Source organism: Clostridium chromiireducens (assembly GCF_003575225.1).
Taxonomy (GTDB): domain Bacteria; phylum Bacillota; class Clostridia; order Clostridiales; family Clostridiaceae; genus Clostridium; species Clostridium chromiireducens.
This window is the reverse complement of record NZ_QXDJ01000001.1, coordinates 1180414-1205686: the sequence shown is the minus strand read 5'-3', so window position 1 is coordinate 1205686 and position 25273 is coordinate 1180414. Positions and strand designations below refer to the sequence as shown.

Below are 25273 nucleotides of genomic sequence, written 5' to 3'. Positions count from 1 at the left end.
AGAAAGCAGTTGTAATTGTTAGAAGAAGAGAAATAACAAACTGATTAATTGTAAAAAAGAGGAGCAGTTAAATTTAAAAAATATATTCCCTAATAATCAGATAACATTATACAAAATTTATTCGTTACACATATGATAATGACATTAATTATAGAGGCAAGGAGGGGAAATGAGGATAATGGAGTACAGATTGTTTAAATTGCTAGCTGATTATATACCACAACCTATATGGGTAAAAGATATTGACTTAAGATTTATATATATTAATAAAGAATATAAATCCATATATAAAGATATACATAAAGAATTTATTGGATATAATGATGAAGAAATATTCGATGGAGTAGAGCATGAAGAATGTCATAAATATTGCAAAATTGTTTTAAACACGTTAGAACCTTTAACAGAAGAAGGATATCTTGGTGGTATACGTAGAAAAGTTACTATTGTTCCATTGATTGATAATGGAAATGTAATTGCTCTAGCTGGTATATATGCGAATCTTGATATTATAAGAGAAAAGGATAAGATTATTGAAGAACAGGAAAACTTATTAAAAGTAGTAATGGATACTTTACCAGGAATGGTTTTTTATAAGGATAAATACGGGAGATATGTTTACGTAAATAAAGAGTTTAATAGATTCTATAATAGAGATGGACTAGGTGAATTAATCGGAAAAACAAATAGCGACATACATCCGTCAGAAGAATTAGTGCTAAAGTACACAAGGGAAGATAATCACGTTATACAAAACAAAGAAAGTATACGTGCGCAGACAGTAATTAGAACAAATGAAGGAAGTGAGCTGCATACAGAAGCTATAAAGGTTCCTGTAATTGATAAGAATAATGAGGTTGTTGGAATAGTTGGATTAATTCTTGACACTACTGAAAAAAAAGAAGCAGAAGAAAAATTAAAGAGGTTAAGTTTCACAGATTCTTTAACGGGTTTGTATAATAGAGCCTATTTTGAAGAGAAAGCGCGAGAATTTTTGTCAGAGAAATATCTTCCAGTGGGAGTTATAATGGGAGATGCAAATGGATTAAAATTAGTAAATGATACTTTGGGGCATAGTCAAGGAGATGAATTATTAAAGCTTATAGCAAATGTTCTTAGAGATGTATGTGATGAAGAACAATTGATATTTAGAACCGGTGGAGATGAATTTGTAATTTTAGCACCAAATGCTACTGAATATGAATGTGAATCCATTATAAAGAGAATATTTAAGCAATGTAAAACTTATAAGCATGATTTAATAGATGTTAGCATAGCTTTAGGAGCATCTGTAACTAATAGCTTAAAGAAAAGTGTATATGATGCGCTAAAGGAAGCTGATGATAAGGTATATCGCCAAAAGTTATTGCAAAAGAATAGTCTTAGCAGTTCGATAATGTACTCCCTACAGGTGGGACTCCAAACTAAGAGTATAGAAACAGAAGAACATACAGAGAGAGTACTATGCAATTCTTTAATAATTGGACAAAGATTATCCCTCCCGATGTCTGTGATGGATGAATTGACCATAGTGGCTAAGCTCCATGATATAGGTAAAATAGCAATAAGTGAAGAGATATTACTTAAGTCTGGAAAGCTAAAAGAAGAGGAATTTGAAATAGTTAAAACTCATGCTGAGAAGGGATATAGGATAATAAAAGCGTCTAATCAATTAGATAATGTAGCAAAAGGGGTTTTGGCCCATCATGAAAGATGGGATGGAACTGGCTATCCGCTTAAACTAAGGGGAGAGGGAATACCACTGATAGCTAGAATCGTTAGTATAGCAGATTCCTACGATTCTATGAGAAATAATAGTGTTTACAAGAAAACATTGAGTAAAGAAGATGCAATCAACGAATTAAAAAAGTGCGCTGGAAAACAATTTGATCCGCATATAGTCAAAGTATTTATAGATTATCTTGAAGAATCCGAAATATAAAAAAACTTGTATTGTGACGACTTTAAAGTTACTACTAAGCAATCGAAAGGGAATATATGTGTTTGCTTCTTATGGACACTGTGCAAAAACATATATTCCCTTTCTTTGTTTAGTAGTAGATTTAAAATAAGAATTAATGCAAGTATTTTTTATTTCTTGAGCTAGCAACATCTTAAATTAAGTATATTTACGCTCTTTAATTCGGTTATTCATTGCTTTGCCTTAAGTTTTTTACAATATTGTTATATAAAGAAAATCTTTATTTAAAGTAGCCTTGACAAAATGAATTCGTGGTATATAATTATATCATAAACACACCCCCTGGGAGGGGGAGGAGGAAAAGTATGAGTGAAGAAAGAAAAAAAGCATTGCAATCATTAAAAACGGCAAAAGGTCAAATAGAAGGTATAATAAAAATGATTGAAGATGATAGATATTGTATAGATATTGCAAATCAGTTATTAGCGGTACAATCATTAATAAAGAAAGCAGATTTAATTATCTTGCAAGGCCACTTACGTCATTGTGTAAAAGAGGCTTGTCTTAACAATAATCCAGATGAAAAAATTGAAGAGTTAAATAAAGTCTTAGAAAAATTACTTTCTAAATAATAATTTTGAAAAGTTTAGCGGAAATAATAATCAGATTACATATTTTAGAAGAAACGTAAAGAGGTGAAGGCGAAAGTATGAAGAAAAAGGCAATCAGAATAGAAGGAATGACATGTTCTGCATGCTCAAATAGAGTTGAAAGATTTGTAAAAAAATTAGATGGAATAAATAGTGCTAATGTTAATTTTGCTACAGAGACTTTAAATGTAGAGTTTGATGAAAGTAAATTAAGTAATGAAACTATAGAAGCTACTGTTGTAAAAGCAGGATATGGGGTAAGGAAGAATATAAAGACTTACACTTTTAAGGTTGAAGGAATGACATGTTCGGCATGTTCGAGCAGGGTTGAGAGAGTTACTAAAAAGCTAAATGGAGTTCAAAGTTCAATTGTTAACTTAGCTACTGAAAAACTTACTATTAGTATAGATGAGGATCAAATTGGTTATGCCGAAATAAAAGCTGCTGTAGATAAAGCAGGATATAAGCTAGTAAAAGAGGAGGAAATTGTTGAAGAGATAAGAGTAGATGAGAGCCAATTACTATTAACAAGATTTATTGTATCTTTAGTTTTTTCGGTACCGCTTTTAGTAATAACTATGGGACATATGTTAGGTATGCCACTTCCACATATAATTGATTCAATGATGAATCCTTTGAATTTCGCGACGTTTCAATTAATTTTAACAGCTCCTGTAATGATAGTTGGGTATAAATTTTACTATATCGGAATAAAAAATCTACTTAAATTAAGTCCAAATATGGATTCATTAATTGCTATAGGAACTTCAGCTGCATTTATATATGGGATATTTGGTATTTATAAGATACAAATGGGCGAAACTAATTACGCAATGCACTTATATTTTGAATCTGCAGCTGTTATATTAACATTAATAACACTTGGAAAGTACTTGGAGGCAATTTCAAAGGGAAGAACTTCTCAGGCAATCAAAGCATTAATGGGATTAGCACCGAAGACAGCAACAATCATTAGAAATGATATCGAAATGACTATGCCTATAGAAGAAGTAATAGTTGGAGATATAATACTAGTTAAACCAGGAGAAAAGCTTCCTGTAGACGGAGAGATTATTGAAGGAAATACATCAGTTGATGAATCGATGCTTACAGGAGAAAGTATTCCAGTTGAGAAGACAATAGGAAGCAGTGTAATAGGAGCAAGTATTAATAAAACTGGTTTTATTAAATATAAAGCAACTAAGGTTGGAAAAGACACAGCGCTTGCTCAAATAGTTAAATTAGTAGAAGAAGCTCAGGGATCAAAAGCTCCAATAGCAAAACTTGCTGATGTTATATCAGCATACTTTGTTCCAACAGTAATTGGTTTAGCATTAATTTCTTCTATAGCTTGGATGATCGCAGGAGAAACAACTATATTTTCTTTAACAATATTCATTGCAGTACTTGTAATTGCCTGTCCTTGTGCATTAGGTCTTGCAACACCAACAGCCATAATGGTTGGAACAGGTAAGGGTGCTGAGAATGGAGTATTAATTAAAGGTGGAGAAGCTTTAGAGACAACTCATAGAATACAAACTATTGTATTTGATAAGACAGGCACAATAACAGAAGGAAAACCTGTAGTTACAGATATAATAACAAATGGGATGTCAGAAGATGAAATCTTGACTTTAGCTGCAAGTAGTGAAAAAGGATCAGAACATCCACTGGGAGAAGCAATAGTTAAGGGCGCACAAGACAAAGGGCTAGAGCTTAAGGAAATTGAAGAATTTAATGCAATTCCTGGACACGGAATAGAAGTTAAAATAGAAGGAAAGCATATTTTACTTGGAAATAAAAAGTTAATGTTAGATAAAGACATAAACCTTGATGTTCTAGCTCAATATAGTGATAAGTTGGCCAGTGAAGGAAAAACCCCTATGTATATAGCCATTGATGGAATTTTAAGGGGAATAGTTGCTGTTGCAGATACAGTTAAACCAAGTAGTAAAAAAGCAATAGAGGCTCTCCATAATATGGGGATAAAGGTAGCTATGATTACTGGGGATAATAAGAAAACAGCTGATGCTATAGCAGTTCAAGTTGGAATTGATATAGTTTTAGCAGAAGTATTGCCAGAAGATAAGGCTAATGAAGTTAAAAAACTTCAAGTAGAAAACAAAAAAGTTGCAATGGTTGGAGACGGGATAAACGATGCACCAGCATTAGCACAAGCAGATGTAGGAATAGCAATTGGATCAGGAACTGATGTTGCAATCGAATCTGCGGATATAGTTCTTATGAAAAGCGATTTAATGGATGTTATAACTGCAATTAAATTAAGTAAGGCAACTATTAAAAATATAAAACAAAACTTATTCTGGGCATTTGGATACAATGTACTGGGAATTCCGGTTGCTATGGGAATACTCCATATCTTTGGAGGACCATTATTAAATCCTATGATAGCAGCTGCAGCAATGAGTTTGAGTTCAGTATCAGTACTTACAAATGCATTAAGACTTAGAAAATTTAACGCAGCAAATAGTTAATAATTAGCAATGTTAATGAGGAAAATCTTTTGATTTATAAAAAGCAAGTAGAAAAACTCAGGGATTCTCAATTTGAATTGTTAATAGTTATCTTTAATAAAAAACAGGAGGTAGAATCATGAAAAAGAAAATATTAATTGAAGGAATGAGTTGTGAGCACTGTGTAGGTCACGTAAAGGAAGCATTAGAAAATTTAGATAAGGTAACTTCAGTAGAAGTTAGTTTAGAAAATAACTGGGCAATAGTTGAAACTGAAAATAGTAATGAAGAATTAAAAGAAGCAATCGAAGAAGAAGGCTACGACGTAACTAACATTGAAGAATAATTAAGGTATTGAGAATAACCCGAAATATAAAAATACTTGCAGTATGAGGAAAACTTAAGTTTACTGCCAAACAATCGAACGGGAATATATGTGTTTACTCCGGTTCCTAGAAGATTTTGCTGGGTTATTGTAAGATTATAAGTTGCACCCAAAGTGCTTGCTTCAAAGACTACGCTTTTGAACAAGCACATTTGGAACAACTTATAATCTAGAATAACAGCCAGCAAAATCTTCTTATGAACACTCCGTAAAAACATTTATTCCCGTTCTTTGTTTAGTAGTAAGTTTAAAATACAGCATACTTAAGCAAGTATTTTTATATTTTGACCGTTAGCAAGAGCGGTATCTTTTTTGAAAGGTATTTGCCATAGCATATATATCCTTTACAATACAAAAAAATATATAACATTTAGGTAAGCATATGTGAAATACTTAAAGTAACAGCAAAACAAAGAAAGAGAATACATATATGTGAAGCAGGCATTGAAAAATAAGCTGCTGGTATATCTTAATGGGAAGTTGTTCCACTTTTGCTTGTCATGCGCTTGCCGCAGGAACATGCAGAAGTGGGTACAACTTTCCGTTTAGATATACCCTGCGAAATTTTGCACAGCCCTGCGGAACATATATGTATTCTCTTTCGGTTGTTCATCGCTTCACTTTAAGTATATACCTATCTTAGTAAATGTTCTATTTTGTTAAAGGCGTAATCTAGTGTGCTTTCAAGGTTTGCGTTGTTTTTACCTGCACCTTGAGCTTGGAATGGACTTCCGCCACCTTTACCGTCAATTAGAGATATAGCATCTTTTAAAAGATCGTTCATTTTCACTTCTTTAATATCTTTAGAACAAGCAAATAATAGATTTACTTTATCATCAGATTTCACTGCCATTAGAGCTATTGTGTTTTCAGTTTCAATAAGCTTAGCAGTAAGGTTATTTACATACTTCAGGTTTTCGCCATCAAATATCTGTTTAATTACTTTAATATCATTTATTTTAGCAGCATTTTCGAGGATTTCTTTAACTTGATATTTAGCTAATAAAATATTAAGACTTTTATTTGCTTCGTTAGCTTCATAAAGACTTTGATTTAAGTTCTTTATTCCGTTAACAGCTTCATTTTCATTGCAGCTTAAATATCTGCATATTGAGTTTTGAAATTCATCTTTCTTAAAAGAATCGGAAATAGCACGTTCGCCAGCTAAAAATTCTATTCTTGTTCCTTCTTTGTGCTTTACGAATTTTTTAATTTTAATAAGTCTCAAATCCAAAGTTGATGAAGGATGAAGCCCACAACAAGCATTTACATCGAAATCACCAATTTTAACAACTCTAATGTCTTCATCAGTGTTTGGAAGAGCACGTCTAAGAGTTAATTTTTTTAATTCAGCTTTTGTTGGAACAAAAGATTGAACGGTTAGTGCCTCACCAATGGTTTTATTAGCAAGTCTTTCAGCTTCTCTTACTTGATCCTCAGTTAACACTCCATAGATATCAACTGTACTTATGTCAGAACCTAAGTGTATTGCAAAAGTATTAGCATTAAAAAGGTTGAAGAAAGCGCCAGATAAAACGTGTTGACCTAAATGTTGATGCATTCCATCACGTCTTCTATCCCAATCAATTGAGCATTTTACTTTATGTATCTTAATAGGTTTCTTTTCAACAACGTGATAAACAATTTCATCTTTTTCATAGATATCAATAATTTGTTGATCATCTAAAGTTCCAAGGTCGCAATTTTGTCCACCACCGCCTGGGAAAAAAGCAGTTTTGTCTAATATAACGTGAGATCTACCATCTATTTCTTTTATATCAACAATTTCAGCTGTGAATTCCTTAAGGTATTGATTATCGTAATAAATTTTTTCCATATGTGAATTAGCCTCCTAAAATATATTTGTATCTAAGGCTCAGTGAATATATAGCATTAATTGAAGTTCGCAGTATCTGAGTCTAAGAATAATTCAATACTAGTATTATAACAGATAGAACCTCGATGTGGATAAAAGATTATTATTCGACAAATACTAACATTGATTATTTTGTAGAATGAGGTGATTATACAATGAATTCAATATTTTATATTATATTCAACTTAATATTTTATTCTTTCATAGGTTGGATAATAGAAGAAGTATACTGTTATACAACTACAAAGGAATTTCAAAAAGATGGGTTTTTAATAGGTCCATTTAAACCTATGTATGGAATAGGTTTTACTCTTTTAATTCTATGTAAAGAAATATTAATAATTGATGGAATTCCATTAATACTGCTATGTTTTTTAATTCCAACAACAGTTGAATACATAAGTGGTTATGTACTTAAGTATACTTTCAATAAAGTTTATTGGGATTATTCGAATTTTAGATACAATATACATGGATTTGTTACTCTTAAATTCTCAACTTATTGGATGATTCTAAGCTTGGTAGGTCTACATTATTTACAACCTATCGTATATAGTCTATACATACAAGAACAGGATTTTTTTAATATATTAGTAATTGCAGGGGTTATTATTTTAATAATAGATTGCTATTTTACTATAAAAAGATTAGCGTATGAAAAATTTAAAGTAGTTTAGCATAATTGCCTTAGTGGTATAGCACATAAGGTAATGTGAGATTATAAATAATAATATTTAGAGAATATTTATATGTGCAAAAAATGCATATATTGAAATATATACATTCAATATAAAAATGCATATATTGAAATATATGCATATATTGAATGTATAATAATTTAAAGAAAACTATACACTATCTTATTTTAAATTATATAAAGCCGCTAACTTATCAAAAGCTTGTAATGATTTTTCGATCTTTTCGTATGAAGTACAGTAAGCCAATCGTACATGCCCTGGGCATCCAAAAGTGGAGCCAGGTACAAGTAATAAATTAAATTGCTTTGCATCTTCACAGAATTTTTTATCATCTTCAATAGGTGATTTAGGGAAAAGATAAAAAGCTCCTTGGGGTTTGAAACATGTGAAACCTAAGCTTACTAAATGGTTGTATAAAAGATCGCGGTTTTTCTTATATATATTAACATCAACTTCAGAACCTATAGTTTTTGCAATAACTCTTTGAAATAAAGAAGGTGCATTTACAAAGCCTAAAACACGATTTGAAATATTTAGTGCTGCCATCATTTCATCAAAATCATTCATTAATGAATTTGTAACTACATATCCAATACGTTCCCCAGGTAAAGATAATGATTTACTGTATGAGTAAGCTATAAAGCTATTATTATAGTATTTTAATATGCAAGGTACTTCAACATCATCATAAACTATTTCTCTATAAGGTTCATCAGATATTAAGTAAATACTTGTATTTAATTCTTTTTCCTTTACATTAAGTACATGAGTCAAGCCTCTAAGTACTTCCTTTGAGTAAATAGCTCCTGTAGGATTATTTGGAGTATTTATTAATATAGCCTTTGTCTTTGATGTGATAGCATTAGCTAAAGCCTCCAAATCAGGCTCAAAGTTTTCAGTATTAGTAGGAACAGTTGTAAGTATTCCGTGAAAAGTTTCAACATAATTTTTATATTCCCCAAAGTATGGTGAGAAGGTAATAATCTCATCACCAGGATTTAAAATTGACTCAAAAATTATATTTAATCCACCAGCAGCCCCGCAAGTCATAACAAGATTTTTTCCAGTAAGAGATAAATCATATTTTTTGTTTAAGAAAGTGCTTATGGTATCTCTGACATCTTCATAACCAGAGTTATGCATATAGCCATGAACAAAGTTTGGTGATTCTTCATTTAGAATATCGATTATAACTTCTTTAATATTTTCAGGAGGTTCAACATTCGGATTACCTATGCTGAAATCAAAAACATTTTCTTCTCCATGAATTTTTGATAATCTCTTACCTTCTTCAAACATGGCTCTTATGGTAGTACTATTTGAGATAAGAGATTTAAGTCTATTTGATATCATATTTAAGCCCCCAATACATAATTTTAATAGTATAATTTTATCATATTTTAAAAAGTAATGGGCAATTCTTGTAAAAAAATTATGATTAATTGAAAATCAAGTTATAATACCTATTTGAGATTTGATTTTTTATTTTGATGAATTATTGTAAGAAATAACAAACTTTTGCTGTAACAAGAGTATGATGACTAAATGGCGTATTTAACTGCATTTCATCAAAAGATTGTAAACTAGAATTTTCATTATTATGGTTGAAAAAGAAAAATATACATGATATTCTATTAAAGAATATATATAAATATATACTTTTTTGAATTTTATTGTAAATAAAAAGGGCTTTTTATGAATTATGCCATATGAGTATATTTATATTTCTATAAACAACATTTCTTAAAATCTTTTCTAGCTAAAATCCAGAGATTAAATAATTATAAATTAATAGTGAGATTATTGATTCATGATAAATCAACTGAATTGAAGTCTACTATGATGACCAATGATAAAATAGAAAAAAGCTTTAAATAAATTGAATTAAAGAAAAAGGAGAGCATAAATTATGAATAAAAATAATAAGATAAGTTTTTTACATTCTACTGCAACAAGAATTTTTTCGGTTTATATTGTAATGATATTAATGGGGATTGGTATTGGGATAGGATTAAAAACAAGCTTAATGCTAACGATTATATCTGTAGCTGTAGTCGTTGTAATAGGCGGAACATTAATTTTTACAACAATAGGATTCATAATAGCACCACTGCATAAAATAAGGCATTTGGCTGAGAGAATGAGTAAATTAGATATATCAACCAATATTACTATTTCTAGAAAAGACGAATTTGCATATATTGGACTAGCTTTAAATAAGGCTCAAGATAATTTAAGAGAAATGATTCAGTTATGTGCAGATAATGCGACTAACGTGTCTGCATTAAGTGAAGAGGCATCTGCTACAGTTCAAGAAATATCAGCAAGCCTTGAGCATATTAATTTAGAATTTGAAAGGATTGATTCTAGCACTCAGGAAAATAGTAGCAATGTTGAAGAAATATATGCATCAATTCAACAGGTGACTGCCAATATGGAAGTGTTAGCATCAAAGGCTGAAACGGGGAATGAAAATTCAAATAATATAAAAGAAAGAGCTAAGAATATAGAAGAAAATAGTCAGAAGGCAATTGAAAATACAAGGATCGTATATCACAATAAAGAAGAATACATAAAGAAAGCAATTGAAGAATCAAAAGTAGTTGAAGAAATAAAGGTGATGGCAGATTCAATAGCAAGTATTTCAGAACAGACAAATCTTCTAGCATTAAATGCAGCAATTGAGGCGGCAAGAGCAGGAGAATCAGGAAAAGGGTTCGCGGTAGTCGCAGAGGAAGTAAGAAAGCTTGCAGAAGAATCATCTTCATCAGTAGTTACAATTCAGAATACAATAGAAAGAGTAGAAAAGGCATTTAGAAATCTTTCTGAGAATAGCAAGGAAATGCTAACATTTATTAAAACGAATGTTAAAGATGATTTGGAAGGGTATGGAGGTGTTGCAGTCCAATATACTGAAGATGGGGAGTTTATAAGCCAAATGTCAAAGCAAATTGCCGAAATGTCTGAACATGTAAATGCATCAATCGAACAAGTAAGTGCGGCTATATCAAACACAGCTAAGAATTCAGAAACAGTTTCAAGCAGCACTCACAGCATACAACAAGGCATAGATGATACGTCTATAGCTATGAAACAAGTAGTAGAAACAATATCAAGAGAAGCTATAAAGGCTGAAGAATTAAGTAGCATCATTTCAAAATTCAAATTATAGTATAGAGATCCAATACATAACTTGCCGAAATAAGTAACATATTGTGTTGCATCGAATAAAGAACTGAAGGTATTTCTTCAATAAAAGTTGTTCCATTTGTGCTAGTCCTTAGCTTGCCTAAGGAACAAGCATAGATGGTGCAACTTTTATTGGTAGAAATACTCAGTTCTTTTTTCTAGCAACCGAGTAACAGAGTAACTTCTCTTTCGGCTGGTATACGTATATTTTAGAACAAGATTTAGTTTATATTTAAATCTCCACTTACGGTATTGACGTTAATAAGAGAGCTCTCGTCACCAGATGAAAGGCTATTGCTATGTGAATTTAGATCCCCAGAAACTGTTTCGTAATTAACTTTATAACCTGAAATCTTTGGGAGTAACAAATTTACGGAGCCTGATTGAGTACTTAGTGATACATTATTTAGAGAATTCACAAACCTTAAATCAATATCTCCAGAGGAAGTAGAACCATTTAAAATTCCAAGTGTACCTTCGCCGTGTATATCTCCGGAAGATGAAGTTAATTTTGTTTCTGCTAAAGCTGTCATACCATTAAAATTAATACTTCCACTAGAGTTATTTAGGCTTAAATAATTTAAGTTGGAATTTACAGTATTTATTTCACCACTAGCTGTAGTAAGATTCAAAGTATCTATAGATAAATTAGAAACATCTATATCTCCACTGCTTGTAATAATTTTTAAAGTTGATTTATCCTTAAGTTTGTTAGGAATGCTTACTGAAATACTAGCATTGCTTGGGGTATCGTATCTCGTGCCTAAGGTTATTTTATTTTCGATTTCTGTTTCAGATAAATCATTAGATATAGTGTTATAACTTTTTATTTGAACTTTTAAGCTGTCACCATCATAACTTATTACCTTGATATCTTGAGAATTTAAGTTGAAATTAATCTCGTTAATATTATCATTGATTGTGTAATCTTTTGAAACATAAGAAGCATTAAAATCAAAGTTAAAGCCTGATAAATTTATATCATATTTAAAAGAATTAGGATTTACATGAAGTTCATCAGCATAATCAGAAAGTTTATATCCACTTTGGACCAAAACAATGCATCCTGAGGTATAAAAAGTAATGGATAAAATAAATAATACAAGTATAAATATCTTCATATTAGTAGAAATAAACTTTTTTTTCATTAAAGTGCACCTCCTTTTCCTTTGATTACATTATAGATTTTAATAAATATTTGTATAAAAAATTTACCAAGATAATAAAATAAAAGTGCTAAAAGCATTGACAGACAAATTGAGCCTAACGAGAAGAGAACTATAACAGGATATGGAAAATTAGCAACAAAAGCAGGTATATTAGGCAACCCAATAAAGCTTGTAAAGGTACCACCTACCAATACCCCAATGCTGGCGATAAAAATACTTATAGCTGCTCCCAAAATTCCAATAACAAAACCAATGGCTCCAGTTATAACTGGGAAGAAAATTATTAAAGTTAGAATTGCAATACAAAACTTTAATAGTGCATTTACATTGGAGTGTGGTGATCTATTATTAAAAACATTATTAGTAAAATTATTGGAATTATTTTTGCTATTATAATCATAGTTTGAGTTATTGCAATTATTATAACTCAAATCATTGTCAACACTAAAATTCTTATCTGCCTTATATGAAGCAGCAGATTGAGAATTGAATTCTTTATTATCAGATGATATAGTAGAACTATGAAGTCTATAAAAATCGTCATCTAAATTAGCATTTTCATGAGAATCATTTATATTTAAGTCTTTTAGTTCAACATTATTTTTCAAATCATTTTCATTATTAGTAGCGTTATTATTGAAATTATCGCTTGTAATATTATTATTAACAGTTATAGAATTATAAGAAGTTTCAGTGGTTGCTTGATTAGTGTAATCATTAATAGAGCATTCTAAATTAGAATATATATTTAAATTATCATTTCTATATTTATTGACAATAGAATTAGGGTCACCTAATTCATGTACTATTTCTTCTTCAGTTTTTCTAGCAGCTAGTCCAAGCGTAAAATTATGATCATAATAGGATATAATTTCCTGTAATTTTATTTCAGGAATTTCTTTTAGTCCATCCATTAGTATGTTAAAAAATTCATTTTGCGTCATTAAATAAACCTCCTTTATTAAAATCTTTTTCTTGATTAAAAGTATATGATAGGAATGAATAGACTACAATACAGTACACCATTGTTTAATGTTTTATTAAGGTATTATATTAGAAGTTAACAAACTATTAAGGAATTATTAAGGTTTAATAAAAAGATTTACACAAAAGTTTAAAATTAGTTTCAATAATACTAAAATCTGTGAATAAGATTGTGGACAAACTGTATAAATATTAGAGAAAAATATGTGGTAAAGCCTGTAAAATAAAGGGTTTGTTTATAGTGTTGATAAGCCTATGTTATCTGTGGATAAGTCGAGTGGAAAAAAATAAGACAAATGGTAAGTTCTTTAAATAATTATTGAATTCCAATAGTATCATAAAGTAAATAATTATGTTATTTAAACTCATTTAATAGCAAAATTACACAAAATTTCTGTTGAGAATGTTGAAAAATAGGCTTATTTAGCTATATCGAGAGGATTTTGCAGAAAAGTTTTACTAGCATTTTTGCCTTAAAAGAATTTATAATATATTGTTATAAACAATATACACACATCTGTGGATAAAAAGTGTGGATAATGTGGACAAACAGTAAATATAAATTTAACTTTAAGGAAAATGATAAAATAGTATAATAATAGTATAGAATTAAAAGAATATAGTCTATAAGTAGAGAGACTTTAGGATACTATTCTTATTAGGATACACTAATACATTTTCATAGGATGCTTAAATGAAGGATAAGTTATCTGCCATGGCCTATAAAACGCTATTAAAAATAGGATTACTTTAAGGTTAATGAATATGGTGAATACATATAAGATTATGTTTTGCTGATAAAGAGATTTTATGAGAGAGATATGAGTTACTGTAAAAATATTAAATTTAAATTATATAAGAGTGTATGATTTAAAATTATTATAAGTTGAATTGTAATTATTAAGTTTAATGATTATGGGGAGGGGATAGGATCTATGACAAGTAAAGAAGCTAAGTTTGTTCCGCAAATAAAAGGTACACTTAGAAATCATGTGATTGAAGTTCCAACGGTTATAAGAAATTGTGGTGGAATTAAGATTTTTGGAAAGAGAATAAAATCATTGTTATTTAGTACTGATGTTGCATTAATAAGGAATAGTAACGCTGATGCTATTATTGCGGTTTATCCATTTACACCACAGCCAGTGATTACACAAGCACTTGTGATGGCAGCAGATGTTCCTGTATTTTGTGGCGTAGGAGGAGGAATAACTCAAGGGAAGAGAGTAGTAAATTTAGCAATGGATGCAGAATTTAAGGGGGCCATGGGGGTAGTTGTAAATGCTCCAACAAGTAATGAAGTAGTAAGAAAAATTAGGGCCACCATAGATATACCGGTAATAGTAACTGTTATTTCGGAAGATGAAGATATTTCTAAGAGAATTGAAGCCGGTGCGACTATATTGAATGTTTCTGGTGGTAAAAAAACAGCTGAAATAGTTCGAAACATCAGAAAAATTTTTCCAGAGTTTCCGATAATAGCGACTGGAGGACCAACTGATGAATCAATTATTGAGACTATTCAGGCTGGGGCTAATGCTATAACATTTACTCCACCATCTTCAGCAAGCATTATGTGCAATCTTATGGATAATTATAGAAAAGAATAGAAAATATAATCCTACACTTGATGTATGAATAATAAAAAAAATGTTGATTTAAGTAAAATTTATGGTATCATATTTGTAACAGTTTAATAATATGATATTATAGTCATTAGAAGTCTAAAGAACCTATGGGTAGATAAGAAGTCTACTATTTAGATAGAATATAAATATAATATGACCTGGGGTAGAGGTGCTTTAATAAAGAGTAGGTATAAGTAGTTGGCAAACGATGATTTATGCTGAAAGGTATTACGGCCGAAGGAATAACTTATTATGCGGTAATTTATTTCTGGGGATTCATAAAATATGTGAATAACTGTCACGAAAGTGTTGAGCTACAAGGTGCATTTTAATTAACAATTTAAAATAATAATTTTGATTGTTCTATATTTGGAAAAATATTTAATAATTTAATTTTATAAATTGATAATTAATGAAATTAATATGCATACAAATTTAGCGTAATCTACCACTCGTCACAGACATATTCTGTGGCGTTTGTTTTTTGGGCAAAAATCATAATAAAACCAAAGAAGTAGGTAATTTCTTTTCGTGGAAAACATAAAAACTATCGTATAGATTTTTTTTATAATATTATTAAAGGGAGCTTAATGGCTTTCGATAACTGTTGCTTTTTAATCGCAGGATGAATAGAGGATACATGCCTTTATTATCACGGCTAGATTATTTAAAGATAAATAACTTGATAATAAGTATAATTAATTTGGGGGTTAGGCAAATGAAATTGTTTGGAACAATGAAAGAACAGGACAATCAATTAGTAATTGGGGGAGTTAGTTCTAAAGATTTAGTAAAAGAATATGGAAGTCCTTTATATGTATTCGATGAAGATTTGATAAGAGAATATTGTAGAGATTATAGAAATCATTTTAAATGCGAAGAAAACAATAATAGAGTAGCGTTTGCCGGAAAGGCATTTTTGACACTGCAAATGTGCAAGTTGCTAAAAGAAGAAAAAATGCATTTAGATGTTGTTTCAGGAGGAGAGTTATACACAGCTCATAAAGCAGGATTTCCACTTGAAAAAGTAATGTTTCACGGAAATAATAAGACATTAGATGAAATTCAGTTAGGTGTTAAATTAGGTGTAGGTAATTTTGTAGTAGATAATTGCTATGAAATGGAAATGCTAAATAATATAGCTAAGGAATATAATAAAGTACAGGATATTTATTTGAGAATAACACCAGGAATTGAGGCTCATACTCATGAGTATATAAAAACTGGACAAATAGATTCCAAATTTGGATTTGCACCAGTAGGTACAGTTATAGAAGATGCTATTAAGAAGGCTATAAGTCTGGAAAGTATAAATCTTGCAGGAATACATTGTCATATAGGTTCACAAATCTTTGATTTAGAACCATATGCAGATGCTGTGGAAATAATGCTAGAGCTTGTAAGAAACACCAAAGACAACCTTGGTTACTTAATAAAAGAAGTAGATTTTGGAGGCGGTTTTGGTGTATACTATACTAAGGATGATGAACCTAAGACTACTGAGGAATATTGCAAAACGATAATTAATAAAGTTGATGAAGTTTGTGCTAGAACTGGTCAAGAAAGACCAATTCTTACAATAGAACCTGGAAGAAGTATCGTAGCTAATGCAGGACTTACATTATATACTGTGGGATCAATCAAAGAGATTCCAGGTATTAGAACGTATGTATCAGTAGATGGAGGAATGACAGATAATATACGACCAGCCCTATATAATGCAGAGTATGAATGTATTCTTGCTAATAAGGTTTCTGAGGTTTCAGAAGAAACTGTGACCATATCAGGGAAGTGCTGTGAATCAGGAGATATATTATTAGAAAATGTTAAACTTCCACAAGTTGAAAGCGGCGATATTTTAGCAATAATGACTACGGGTGCCTATGGATATTCAATGTCAAGCAATTACAATAAGATACCGAAGCCATCAGTAGTAATGGTTAAGGATAATGAAGCAAGGCTAATTTGCAAGAGAGAATCCTATGAAGATCTATTAAAAAATGATATAGAGTAAATAAGTCTTTTACAAACTTATTTTTAAAAGGTTCCACATTGAATTATTATTCAATGTTGGTTTAAGGCATACTTTTAATGAATGCGCTTTTATTGATATTCTTTCCCAAGATTATAAATAGATAGAAGAGATATGCACTAATTTTTTGGATTAGTGCATATTTTTATTACAAAGTTATTTAAGAAAACTGAGTCTTGACACTAAAGTGTTTTTTTAATAAGGCAAAGTAAGACAAAGTAAAAATAAATATTAATGATAGTAAATCGTATAAAAGTTAACAACTTATAAATATTTTATTGAGAAAATTATGGTATACTAAAATGGTGTTGAAAAATAAAGCATAAAAATTACTAATAACACAGATAAGGTGAAATATTAATCATAGGAAAGTATATAATTATTATTAATTATATGATATGGAGGCAATACTGTGGCAGAAAATAATGAAGATGAAGATTTGAAGCGCAAAAAACTTAGAAAAAAGTCAATAATAAAGGAATGGATAATCGATATAGCTGTTATTGCTTGTATAGGATTTTTAGTTTATCGTTTTGTAGGTTATGGTGTTTGGATTACAAGTGGATCCATGATACCAACATTGGAAGTTAAAGATAGGCTTATTGTAACTAGGGTTTATAGTCCAGAGAGTTTAAAAGAAGGAGATATAGTATTATTTAAAAATGATGAATTTAAAGGAGATATATTAATAAAAAGATTAATAGGACTTCCAGGTGATAAGATAGAAATCAAAGAAGGTGTTGTTTTTAGAAATGGCGAAAGGCTTCAAGAAGACTATGTAATAAATAATAATATATCTAATGGAGTTTTTGAGGTGCCAAAGAACAAGTACTTTTTTCTAGGTGATAATAGAGCACACTCTGATGATTCAAGATATTGGAATAATCCGTATGTAGATGAATCATATATAGTAGGAAAGGCTAGAATGAAATATTATCCAATAAAAGACTTTGAGATCTATAAATAATATATTAGTTATAAAATTTAAAATAAAATCGTAAATAATATTAACCTAATATGTAATTTTAGATAAAGCAATCTTGATAAAAGGGAGAGTATTGATGAAAGAAAATGATAATGCAATGGATTCAAATGATACTAGTAATAGTTATGATGATGTTGCTAGTACAACAGATGTTGATAAGTCTGAAGATAACAATAAGAATGATAGTCCATTAGAAAAAGGGTTCCTGGTATTTTTTACAGCAAAAGGCGGTTTCTTTAGAGAATGGGTAATTCCAATATTAGCAGCCATAGGAATAGCATTATTAATAAATAAGTTTTTAGTTTATAATGTTTATATACCTAGTGAATCAATGGTACCGACTCTAAATGTTGGTGATAAGTTAATGGTAACTAGAGTTTATGATACGAGTAAAATCCAAAGAGGAGATATCATTGTATTTTATTCGGAAGAGCTCGATGAGATACTTATAAAAAGAGCAATAGGACTTCCAGGAGATCATATTGTAATACATAATGGTATAGTTAATATAAATGGGGAGGATATTAAAGAAGATTATGTAAAAAATAATGAAAAGCTCAATAAGGTACTCGAATTTGACGTACCTGAAAATAAATTTTTCTTTTTAGGTGATAATAGGAGTCGTTCAAATGATGCTAGAAGATGGATTAATCCATATATAGATGCATCTAACATCCAAGGGAAAGCTAGAATTAAATTTTATCCATTTAAAGATTTTGGAAGGTTAACTTAATAGATATTTCTAGGAGTCTTAATATAATTTATTTAGGTGCTTAATTAAGGAAACTCGGTTCACATTCCCTAAGCTTGGAATTAATTTATAAAGTGAAAAGAGGATGTTAAATGGATGAAAAGTATATAATAGATAGAGTAGAGGGTAATTATGCAATAGTCGAAAAAGAAAATGGAGATATGCATAAAATATCTCTAAGCAGCATTAAAGGCGGCTTTAAAGAAGGAGATATTTTAATTAATAAAAATGAATATTTTGAAGTAGATGAAAATTTCACATTAACTCGAAAAAAGCAGATAGATGAAAGTATGAAAGATATGTGGGAAGAGTGATCTAATCTATGAATATTATTAATAACAAAGAATATTAAATGAAAATTAAGGGAAGGTGATTAGATGCAGAATAATAATAACGGAAATAACAAAAAGAATAATAAAAATAAGAATTCTATTACTGTAGCAATTACTTATTTTCTAATAGCTTTTGCATTTTTAATGGCATTCAATTATGCCAGGGATACAGCTACGACAAAGGAAATCAATTATAATGAATTCATAAAATTATTAGATGAAAAACAAATTTCAAAAGTCACCATAACTAGTGATAATTTATTAATAACACCAAGTGAAAATAACACTGAATATAAAGGAAAGACTTTATACACAGCAAATGTAAATGATGAGACGTTAATAACAAAGTTAAATGCGGCTGGAGTAGATTTTACAGGAAAAAATCCTAAAGAAACTCCTATCATGAATTTTGTGCTTACTTGGATACTGCCTATGGTACTTATTTTCTTCATGTGGAGATTCCTATTTTCTAAAATGGGAGGCGGCGGAGGCGGTGTCATGGGCATCGGTAAGAATAACGCCAAAGTTTATATGGAAAGTGAGATAAAAGTAACATTTGATGACGTTGCAGGTCAAGAAGAAGCTAAGGAATCTTTAAAAGAAGTAATAGATTTCTTAAATGGCCCTGGTAAATACACAGAGATTGGTGCTAAATTACCTAAAGGTGTTTTACTTGTAGGACCTCCAGGAACAGGAAAAACGTTAATCGCGAAGGCTGTAGCAGGAGAAGCTAAAGTGCCATTCTTCTCACTCTCGGGTTCAAGCTTTGTTGAAATGTTTGTTGGAGTTGGAGCTTCAAGGGTAAGAGAATTATTTAAAGATGCAGTTGCAAAGTCGCCATGTATTATATTTATAGATGAAATTGATGCAATTGGTAAAAGCAGAGATAATCAAATGCAAAGTAATGATGAAAGAGAACAAACTTTAAATCAATTACTTTCTGAAATGGATGGATTTGATTCATCTAAAGGTATAGTTATACTTGGAGCTACAAATAGACCAGAGATACTTGATAAAGCATTACTTAGACCAGGTAGATTTGACAGAAGAGTTATAGTTGATAGACCAGACTTTAAGGGAAGAGAAGCTATACTTCATGTCCATGCTAAAAACGTAATGTTAGGTCCTGATGTAGACTTATCTGAGATAGCTAAAAGCACTCCAGGTGCTGTTGGAGCTGACCTTGCAAATATTATTAATGAAGGTGCTTTAAGAGCCGTAAGAAGAAGAAGAAAAACTGTTCTTCAAGAAGATTTAAGAGAAGCAGTTGAGGTAATAATTGCTGGAAAAGAAAAGAAAGATAGAATCTTATCACCAAAGGAAAGAGAAGTTGTTGCTTTCCATGAAGTAGGTCATGCACTTGTGGCTGCTTTACTTAAAGGTGCAGATCCAGTACATAAAATAACAATAGTTCCTAGAACTATGGGAGCATTAGGTTATACTATGCAGCTGCCAGAGGAAGAAAAATACTTAACCTCTAGAGAGGATATGATAAATCAAATAACTGTAATGTTAGGTGGTAGATCAGCTGAAGAAGAAGTATTTGATTTAGTTTCCACAGGAGCTTCAAATGATATAGAGAGAGCTACTGGGCAAGCTAGAAGTATGGTTTCAGTCTACGGTATGAGTGAAAGATTTGACATGATGGCTTTAGAATCAATACAAAATAGATATTTAGATGGTAGAGCTGTTAGAAACTGTAGTGAAGAAACATCAACTCTTTTAGATGAGGAAACATTAAGAATCATAAAAACTGCTCATCAGAATGCAAGAAAAATCTTGAGAGAAAATAGAGACTTATTAGATAAGATTTCAGAAGTTCTTTTAGAAAAAGAAACAATCTTTGGAGAAGAATTCCTTGACATGATATATGAAAAATATCCAGAGATGAAAGAAGAAAGAGAAAAAGAAAAGTCAGAGAATGAAAAGAAAGTAAAAGAACTAGCGGAAAGAAGAGCTAAGAAAAATTCTTTAGATGTTGTTATAGATGATAAAGCTGGTACAAAGTCAGAAATTTCAGTTGATGTAGTAAATAAAAAAGATGAGACCGCATCTGAGAATAAAATTGCATCTGGTGGGCAAACTGAAGATATGAGTAAAATAGATGAGGATTCTAATAAAAAGAATGAGAATCAGGTTAAAGCTGAGGATAAAAGTGAAACTAAATACCAAAGCAATATGGCTGATACCGAATCTAATAATAATCTATAAACAAAGATTTATAAATAATAATATTCCATAAAATTGTATATTATTATAAGTTAAGATATATTATTAAAGAAATGCACAATGGGGATATAGGCTAAAGAAAGTTTTAGCTATACATTGTGCATTTTATAATTCTTAGGATATAATTAGTTAATACTTTGTCAAGGGAAGGGAGAACGCGTCTTGTACCTTTTTACTCAATCAATATTCCTTAAGATGGTGAATAGATGAAAAAGCTCTTATAAATAAATGAATTTATAAGAGGATTATAATAGACTATCTAGGAAAAATCATTAAGGTGAATAAGTTATATAAAACCAATAAATGAGTCTCTTGATTTGATGTTTTATTACTGGCAAGAGGACTCATGTTAACTATATTTGGAGGTCGTAATTATGGGTAATCAAATAGATTTTTTAAGAGAAGAAGAAAAACTAAAAGAAATCTTAGAAATATTAAATAATGAAATTTTAAAGTACTTAGAGAAAAGAAAGAATGTTACAAACTATATTCTTGATGCAAGAAAAAAGTATGTAGAAGAGTATAAAGATGATGAAGATCAAATCATCGACTACTTTGATCATGAAAATTACGTTAAAGAAGAAGCTTATAGAACGATTGATAAGAGACTTATGGAATTTACAAAGCTTAAAGAAATACCTTACTTTGGAAAGGTTACATTTAAAGAAGATGATAATATTCCAGAGGATATATATATAGGTAGATATGGACTAACTGTAGAGGACAGTTTTGAGCCTCTAATTGTAGATTGGAGAGCACCAATTGCATCACTTTTTTATAAAGGAACTCTTGGAAAAGCAAGCTTTAATCCACCATCAGGTGAAATAGAGGTTGATATATTATCAAGAAAGCAGCTTATCATAAAAAGAAGTCAGTTAAAAGGCATATTTGACTCAGCAATAGATGTTAAAGATGAAATACTGCAAATGGTTTTAACTGAAAATTCATCAGATAAGCTAAAAGACATAGTCATGACCATACAAAAAGAACAGGATGAGATAATAAGAGAAGATAGAAATAAAATAATTGTTGTAAATGGAGTTGCGGGATCAGGAAAAACTACGATTGCGCTTCATAGAATTTCTTATCTACTTTATAACTTCAGAAAACAATTTGGAGACAAAGTATTAATTTTTGGACCTAACGATATCTTTATGGATTATATAGCTCAAGTGCTTCCTTCACTTGGCGAAAGCAATATAAAACAAACTACTTTTGAAAATTTTGCAATCAAGCAAATAGGGTTAAGATACGAAAAATTTAAAAGTTTGGGAAGTTATATTGAAGATGCCATGAATGAAAATGAAGACGCTTTGGCAGAATATAAGTATAAGAGTTCTAGGGAATTTGTTGAACTATTAAATTCAAATATAGAAAAGCTAGACAGGGAATACTTTAAAATACAAGCAATTAAATTTAATAATGAGGAAATTGTTTCAGTCAAAGAGGTAGAAGAATTATTTAATAAATATTATAAAGATATGCCTCTATTTAGAAGAAGTGAAAAAATTAAGAGAGTATTGACCTCTAAAATTAAGGATAAAAGAGATGAAGAATTATATAAAATAAATGCTGAGTTTAAAGAAAAAATAAATAGTTTATCAGCAGAAGATTTAGAAATAGAAAAAACTCATTTAGAATATTTAAGAAAAATGGAAATAAGAAAAATTATAAGAGCTGTTATGAACTCTCGTGATGAATTAGATTCTTGGGTTAAAGTTAAACCAATTATAGATATTTATAAAAAGATTATTAATCCAAATGCGTTTTCAGAAAATGCTGAAAAAGTTAATGAGATTACTGAAGGAATTAATAAAAATTATGAAGATGATTTAGGATACATGGATTTAGCAGGAATTCTTTATTTGATGGTTAAATTAACAGGATTAAAATCAAAAGAAGAGATAAAGCATATTGTAATTGATGAAGCACAAGACTATAGCTTTATGCAATTTGAAATAATCAAAGAAATAACTGGATGCAATAGCTATACAATAGTTGGAGACTCAAATCAAAGATTAATTGAAACTAACGAAGAACCAGCAATGCTTCACTTAGATCAAGTATTCAAAGATTCTAACGTTGAAATTAAGAAGTATGAATTAAACAAGAGTTATAGATCAACTCAAGAGATAATGCAGTATTCAAATAAATTCTTAGACAAAGATAGAATAGTTCCTTTAGTCAGAAAAGGTGAGCCTGTTATTGAGGAAGAAGTTTCAAACAATGAAGAACTTATAGATACGCTTATTTCTATAATTGAGGATTATGAGGAAGATGGTTATGAAAATGTCGCTGTAATATTTAAAGGGAAGAAAGAGCTTAGTGAATTTGCGCCTCTTATTAAGGAAAAAATCAACATACAAAACTTAGATAATGACGATATACTTTATAAGGGCGGAAAAGTGCTTATGCCAGCATATTTAGCTAAGGGATTAGAGTTTGACGGAGTAATAATAGTTGAAAATGAGCGGATTCAGCCTTTAGTTAAATATATTATGTGCACTAGAGCATTACACCGATTATCTGTAGTAAAATGCTTATAGAAATCAATGAATATTAGGTTTAAGATATAACTTATCGAAAGTGAGTAGACTCTGTTATTTCGGTTGCTGTAGAATAATGCTGAATATTTTATCGGGATTTATGCAAAATGAAAAAATATTCAGCATAAATATAAGTATATCGCAATAAATTAATATATAAATAAAAAATATTGAGATATACTAATTTATACATAGAAATATAGCAATTAATACATTTATGATTATCATTGATCATAAATATTGTAAATAAGCCACAGTTTTTAATTTTATCATATAAAAACTTATCATGTAGGGTGTGAGTGTAATATAGGAAAATATACTTAGAGTACAAAAAATTTAATATTAATTCATAAAAGTTAAAAAAAATACTATATTTCTATTGAGTAAATATAAAATAATGTGTATAATTATGCTATCGACATTGAGGGAATCAAGTGAAACTTGATTCGGGTGGGGTTTGATCCCCATCTGAATCCTAGTTGAACTCATCCAGGAGCGTGCAGCCGTTATCTCCCACTTAAAGAAGTGGGAGTGTTACGGATGCTAGCTATCGGATAAATTTAAATGAAAAAAATTGGAGGTATATATAAATGAAAGCTGGAATAGTAAAAAAAATAATGGCATTTGCAGCAGCAACAACTATAGCAATAAGTATGGTTGGATGTGGAAGTGGTGCTGCTGATAAAAAACAAAATTCATTAGAAGCAATTAAAGCAAAAGGGAAACTTGTGATTGGAACAAGTGCTGATTATCCACCATATGAATTCCATAAAGAAATAGATGGAAAAGATCAAATAGTTGGATTTGATATTGAAATTGCAAAACAATTTGCAAAAGATTTAGGGGTAGAACTTGAAATAAAGGACATGGCTTTTGATGGGTTACTTGTAGCGCTTCAATCAGACAAGATAGACATGGTATTCTCAGGTATGACTCCAACAGATGAAAGAAAACAAAATGCAGATTTCTCAGATCTATACTATACTGCAACACATAGATTTGTACTTAGATCAGGAGACGAAGCTTCAATAACTAAAATGGAAGATTTAAAAGGAAAGAAAATTGGAGTTCAAAAGGGTTCAATTCAAGAACGTATAGCTCAAGAAAACTTTGATAAAGACAGCATTAAGTCATTAGATAAAGTTACTGATTTAATATTAGATCTAAAGAACAATAAAGTAGATGCTGTTTTAATTGAATTACCAGTAGCTGAAATAAATGTTCAAAAGAATGAAGGTATTGCAATCGCAAAGAATTTAGAAGTTAAAGATCCAGACGGCGGAACAGCAATAGCTATGAAAAAGAATTCACCAGAATTATTAGCAGAAGTTAATAAGACAATCAAGAAATTAAAGGATGAAGATAAAATTAAACAACTTGTAACGGATGCAAATAAGTTAGTAGATTAGTATTATTAAATATAA

Annotated in this window: 18 protein-coding genes and 1 riboswitch; of the genes, 14 read left to right on the top strand and 4 right to left on the bottom strand. The window is 30.1% G+C overall.

What is annotated here, in order from left to right; all coding sequences use genetic code 11:
* Positions 1 to 178: 178 nt before the first annotated feature.
* The 4 genes from D2A34_RS04750 (at position 179) to D2A34_RS04735 (ending at position 5391) form a co-directional block, all read left to right on the top strand.
* On the top strand, positions 179 to 1942 hold the full coding sequence (locus tag D2A34_RS04750) for a sensor domain-containing diguanylate cyclase/phosphohydrolase (RefSeq protein ID WP_119365966.1): 1764 nt from the start codon (positions 179 to 181) through the stop codon (positions 1940 to 1942).
* A 344-nt stretch (positions 1943 to 2286) separates the two neighbouring features.
* Positions 2287 to 2553, top strand: coding sequence for a metal-sensing transcriptional repressor (locus D2A34_RS04745; RefSeq protein ID WP_079438021.1), 267 nt, complete (start codon positions 2287 to 2289; stop codon positions 2551 to 2553).
* Between the two features lie 77 nt (positions 2554 to 2630).
* A complete protein-coding gene (locus D2A34_RS04740) occupies positions 2631 to 5066 on the top strand; it encodes a heavy metal translocating P-type ATPase (protein WP_119365897.1) in 2436 nt (811 codons plus the stop codon).
* 118 nt (positions 5067 to 5184) lie between these two features.
* Positions 5185 to 5391: a heavy-metal-associated domain-containing protein gene (locus D2A34_RS04735; protein ID WP_119365896.1), complete on the top strand. Its 207-nt coding sequence runs from the start codon at positions 5185 to 5187 to the stop codon at positions 5389 to 5391.
* A gap of 673 nt (positions 5392 to 6064) precedes the next feature.
* On the opposite strand, the gene D2A34_RS04730 is transcribed toward D2A34_RS04735, so the two are convergent.
* Positions 6065 to 7267, bottom strand: coding sequence for an alanyl-tRNA editing protein (locus tag D2A34_RS04730; protein ID WP_079438026.1), 1203 nt, complete (start codon positions 7265 to 7267; stop codon positions 6065 to 6067).
* Positions 7268 to 7461: 194 nt separating this feature from the next.
* Between D2A34_RS04730 and D2A34_RS04725 the strand changes: the two genes are divergently transcribed.
* On the top strand, positions 7462 to 7983 hold the full coding sequence (locus D2A34_RS04725; RefSeq protein WP_079438027.1) for a putative ABC transporter permease: 522 nt from the start codon (positions 7462 to 7464) through the stop codon (positions 7981 to 7983).
* A 183-nt stretch (positions 7984 to 8166) separates the two neighbouring features.
* Here D2A34_RS04725 and D2A34_RS04720 read toward each other — a convergent pair whose 3' ends face one another.
* Positions 8167 to 9357 (bottom strand): pyridoxal phosphate-dependent aminotransferase, encoded by a 1191-nt coding sequence (locus D2A34_RS04720; protein ID WP_079438028.1) that lies wholly within the window; start codon positions 9355 to 9357, stop codon positions 8167 to 8169.
* Positions 9358 to 9913: 556 nt separating this feature from the next.
* Here D2A34_RS04720 and D2A34_RS04715 point away from each other — a divergent pair.
* Positions 9914 to 11176, top strand: a complete 1263-nt coding sequence (locus D2A34_RS04715; RefSeq protein ID WP_079438029.1) for a methyl-accepting chemotaxis protein — start codon at positions 9914 to 9916, stop codon at positions 11174 to 11176.
* Positions 11177 to 11414: 238 nt separating this feature from the next.
* On the opposite strand, the gene D2A34_RS04710 is transcribed toward D2A34_RS04715, so the two are convergent.
* Together D2A34_RS04710 and D2A34_RS04705 are read right to left on the bottom strand one after the other, a co-directional pair.
* On the bottom strand, positions 11415 to 12341 hold the full coding sequence (locus tag D2A34_RS04710; protein ID WP_119365895.1) for a DUF4097 family beta strand repeat-containing protein: 927 nt from the start codon (positions 12339 to 12341) through the stop codon (positions 11415 to 11417).
* Positions 12341 to 13306 (bottom strand): DUF1700 domain-containing protein, encoded by a 966-nt coding sequence (locus D2A34_RS04705; protein ID WP_119365894.1) that lies wholly within the window; start codon positions 13304 to 13306, stop codon positions 12341 to 12343. Before D2A34_RS04705 ends, D2A34_RS04710 begins: the two co-directional genes overlap by 1 nt.
* A gap of 975 nt (positions 13307 to 14281) precedes the next feature.
* Here D2A34_RS04705 and D2A34_RS04700 point away from each other — a divergent pair.
* The 8 genes from D2A34_RS04700 (at position 14282) to D2A34_RS04665 (ending at position 25258) form a co-directional block, all read left to right on the top strand.
* Positions 14282 to 14956, top strand: coding sequence for a beta/alpha barrel domain-containing protein (locus tag D2A34_RS04700; RefSeq protein ID WP_079438033.1), 675 nt, complete (start codon positions 14282 to 14284; stop codon positions 14954 to 14956).
* Positions 14957 to 15130: 174 nt separating this feature from the next.
* A riboswitch (Lysine riboswitch) is annotated at positions 15131 to 15299 on the top strand.
* Positions 15300 to 15692: 393 nt separating this feature from the next.
* A complete protein-coding gene (lysA, locus tag D2A34_RS04695) occupies positions 15693 to 16988 on the top strand; it encodes a diaminopimelate decarboxylase (protein ID WP_079438034.1) in 1296 nt (431 codons plus the stop codon).
* 430 nt (positions 16989 to 17418) lie between these two features.
* Positions 17419 to 17973, top strand: coding sequence for a signal peptidase I (lepB, locus tag D2A34_RS04690; protein ID WP_119365893.1), 555 nt, complete (start codon positions 17419 to 17421; stop codon positions 17971 to 17973).
* A 94-nt stretch (positions 17974 to 18067) separates the two neighbouring features.
* Positions 18068 to 18724: a signal peptidase I gene (lepB, locus tag D2A34_RS04685; protein WP_119365892.1), complete on the top strand. Its 657-nt coding sequence runs from the start codon at positions 18068 to 18070 to the stop codon at positions 18722 to 18724.
* Between the two features lie 110 nt (positions 18725 to 18834).
* Positions 18835 to 19056, top strand: a complete 222-nt coding sequence (locus D2A34_RS04680; protein ID WP_079438040.1) for a DUF3006 domain-containing protein — start codon at positions 18835 to 18837, stop codon at positions 19054 to 19056.
* Between the two features lie 63 nt (positions 19057 to 19119).
* Complete coding sequence (gene ftsH, locus D2A34_RS04675; RefSeq protein ID WP_079438041.1) at positions 19120 to 21285, top strand: ATP-dependent zinc metalloprotease FtsH; 2166 nt, start codon at positions 19120 to 19122, stop codon at positions 21283 to 21285.
* Between the two features lie 392 nt (positions 21286 to 21677).
* Positions 21678 to 23849 (top strand): RNA polymerase recycling motor HelD, encoded by a 2172-nt coding sequence (gene helD / locus D2A34_RS04670; protein WP_079438042.1) that lies wholly within the window; start codon positions 21678 to 21680, stop codon positions 23847 to 23849.
* Positions 23850 to 24439: 590 nt separating this feature from the next.
* A complete protein-coding gene (locus tag D2A34_RS04665) occupies positions 24440 to 25258 on the top strand; it encodes an ABC transporter substrate-binding protein (protein WP_079438043.1) in 819 nt (272 codons plus the stop codon).
* Positions 25259 to 25273: the final 15 nt, after the last annotated feature.

Bases quoted from the DNA above. Each gene is read 5' to 3' on its own strand.
- D2A34_RS04750 (WP_119365966.1), top strand. From the start codon at position 179: ATGGAGTACAGATTGTTTAAATTGCTAGCTGATTATATACCACAACCT.
- D2A34_RS04745 (WP_079438021.1), top strand. From the start codon at position 2,287: ATGAGTGAAGAAAGAAAAAAAGCATTGCAATCATTAAAAACGGCAAAA.
- D2A34_RS04740 (WP_119365897.1), top strand. From the start codon at position 2,631: ATGAAGAAAAAGGCAATCAGAATAGAAGGAATGACATGTTCTGCATGC.
- D2A34_RS04735 (WP_119365896.1), top strand. From the start codon at position 5,185: ATGAAAAAGAAAATATTAATTGAAGGAATGAGTTGTGAGCACTGTGTA.
- D2A34_RS04730 (WP_079438026.1), bottom strand. From the start codon at position 7,267: ATGGAAAAAATTTATTACGATAATCAATACCTTAAGGAATTCACAGCT.
- D2A34_RS04725 (WP_079438027.1), top strand. From the start codon at position 7,462: ATGAATTCAATATTTTATATTATATTCAACTTAATATTTTATTCTTTC.
- D2A34_RS04720 (WP_079438028.1), bottom strand. From the start codon at position 9,357: ATGATATCAAATAGACTTAAATCTCTTATCTCAAATAGTACTACCATA.
- D2A34_RS04715 (WP_079438029.1), top strand. From the start codon at position 9,914: ATGAATAAAAATAATAAGATAAGTTTTTTACATTCTACTGCAACAAGA.
- D2A34_RS04710 (WP_119365895.1), bottom strand. From the start codon at position 12,341: ATGAAAAAAAAGTTTATTTCTACTAATATGAAGATATTTATACTTGTA.
- D2A34_RS04705 (WP_119365894.1), bottom strand. From the start codon at position 13,306: ATGACGCAAAATGAATTTTTTAACATACTAATGGATGGACTAAAAGAA.
- D2A34_RS04700 (WP_079438033.1), top strand. From the start codon at position 14,282: ATGACAAGTAAAGAAGCTAAGTTTGTTCCGCAAATAAAAGGTACACTT.
- lysA (WP_079438034.1), top strand. From the start codon at position 15,693: ATGAAATTGTTTGGAACAATGAAAGAACAGGACAATCAATTAGTAATT.
- lepB (WP_119365892.1), top strand. From the start codon at position 18,068: ATGAAAGAAAATGATAATGCAATGGATTCAAATGATACTAGTAATAGT.
- D2A34_RS04680 (WP_079438040.1), top strand. From the start codon at position 18,835: ATGGATGAAAAGTATATAATAGATAGAGTAGAGGGTAATTATGCAATA.
- ftsH (WP_079438041.1), top strand. From the start codon at position 19,120: ATGCAGAATAATAATAACGGAAATAACAAAAAGAATAATAAAAATAAG.
- helD (WP_079438042.1), top strand. From the start codon at position 21,678: ATGGGTAATCAAATAGATTTTTTAAGAGAAGAAGAAAAACTAAAAGAA.
- D2A34_RS04665 (WP_079438043.1), top strand. From the start codon at position 24,440: ATGAAAGCTGGAATAGTAAAAAAAATAATGGCATTTGCAGCAGCAACA.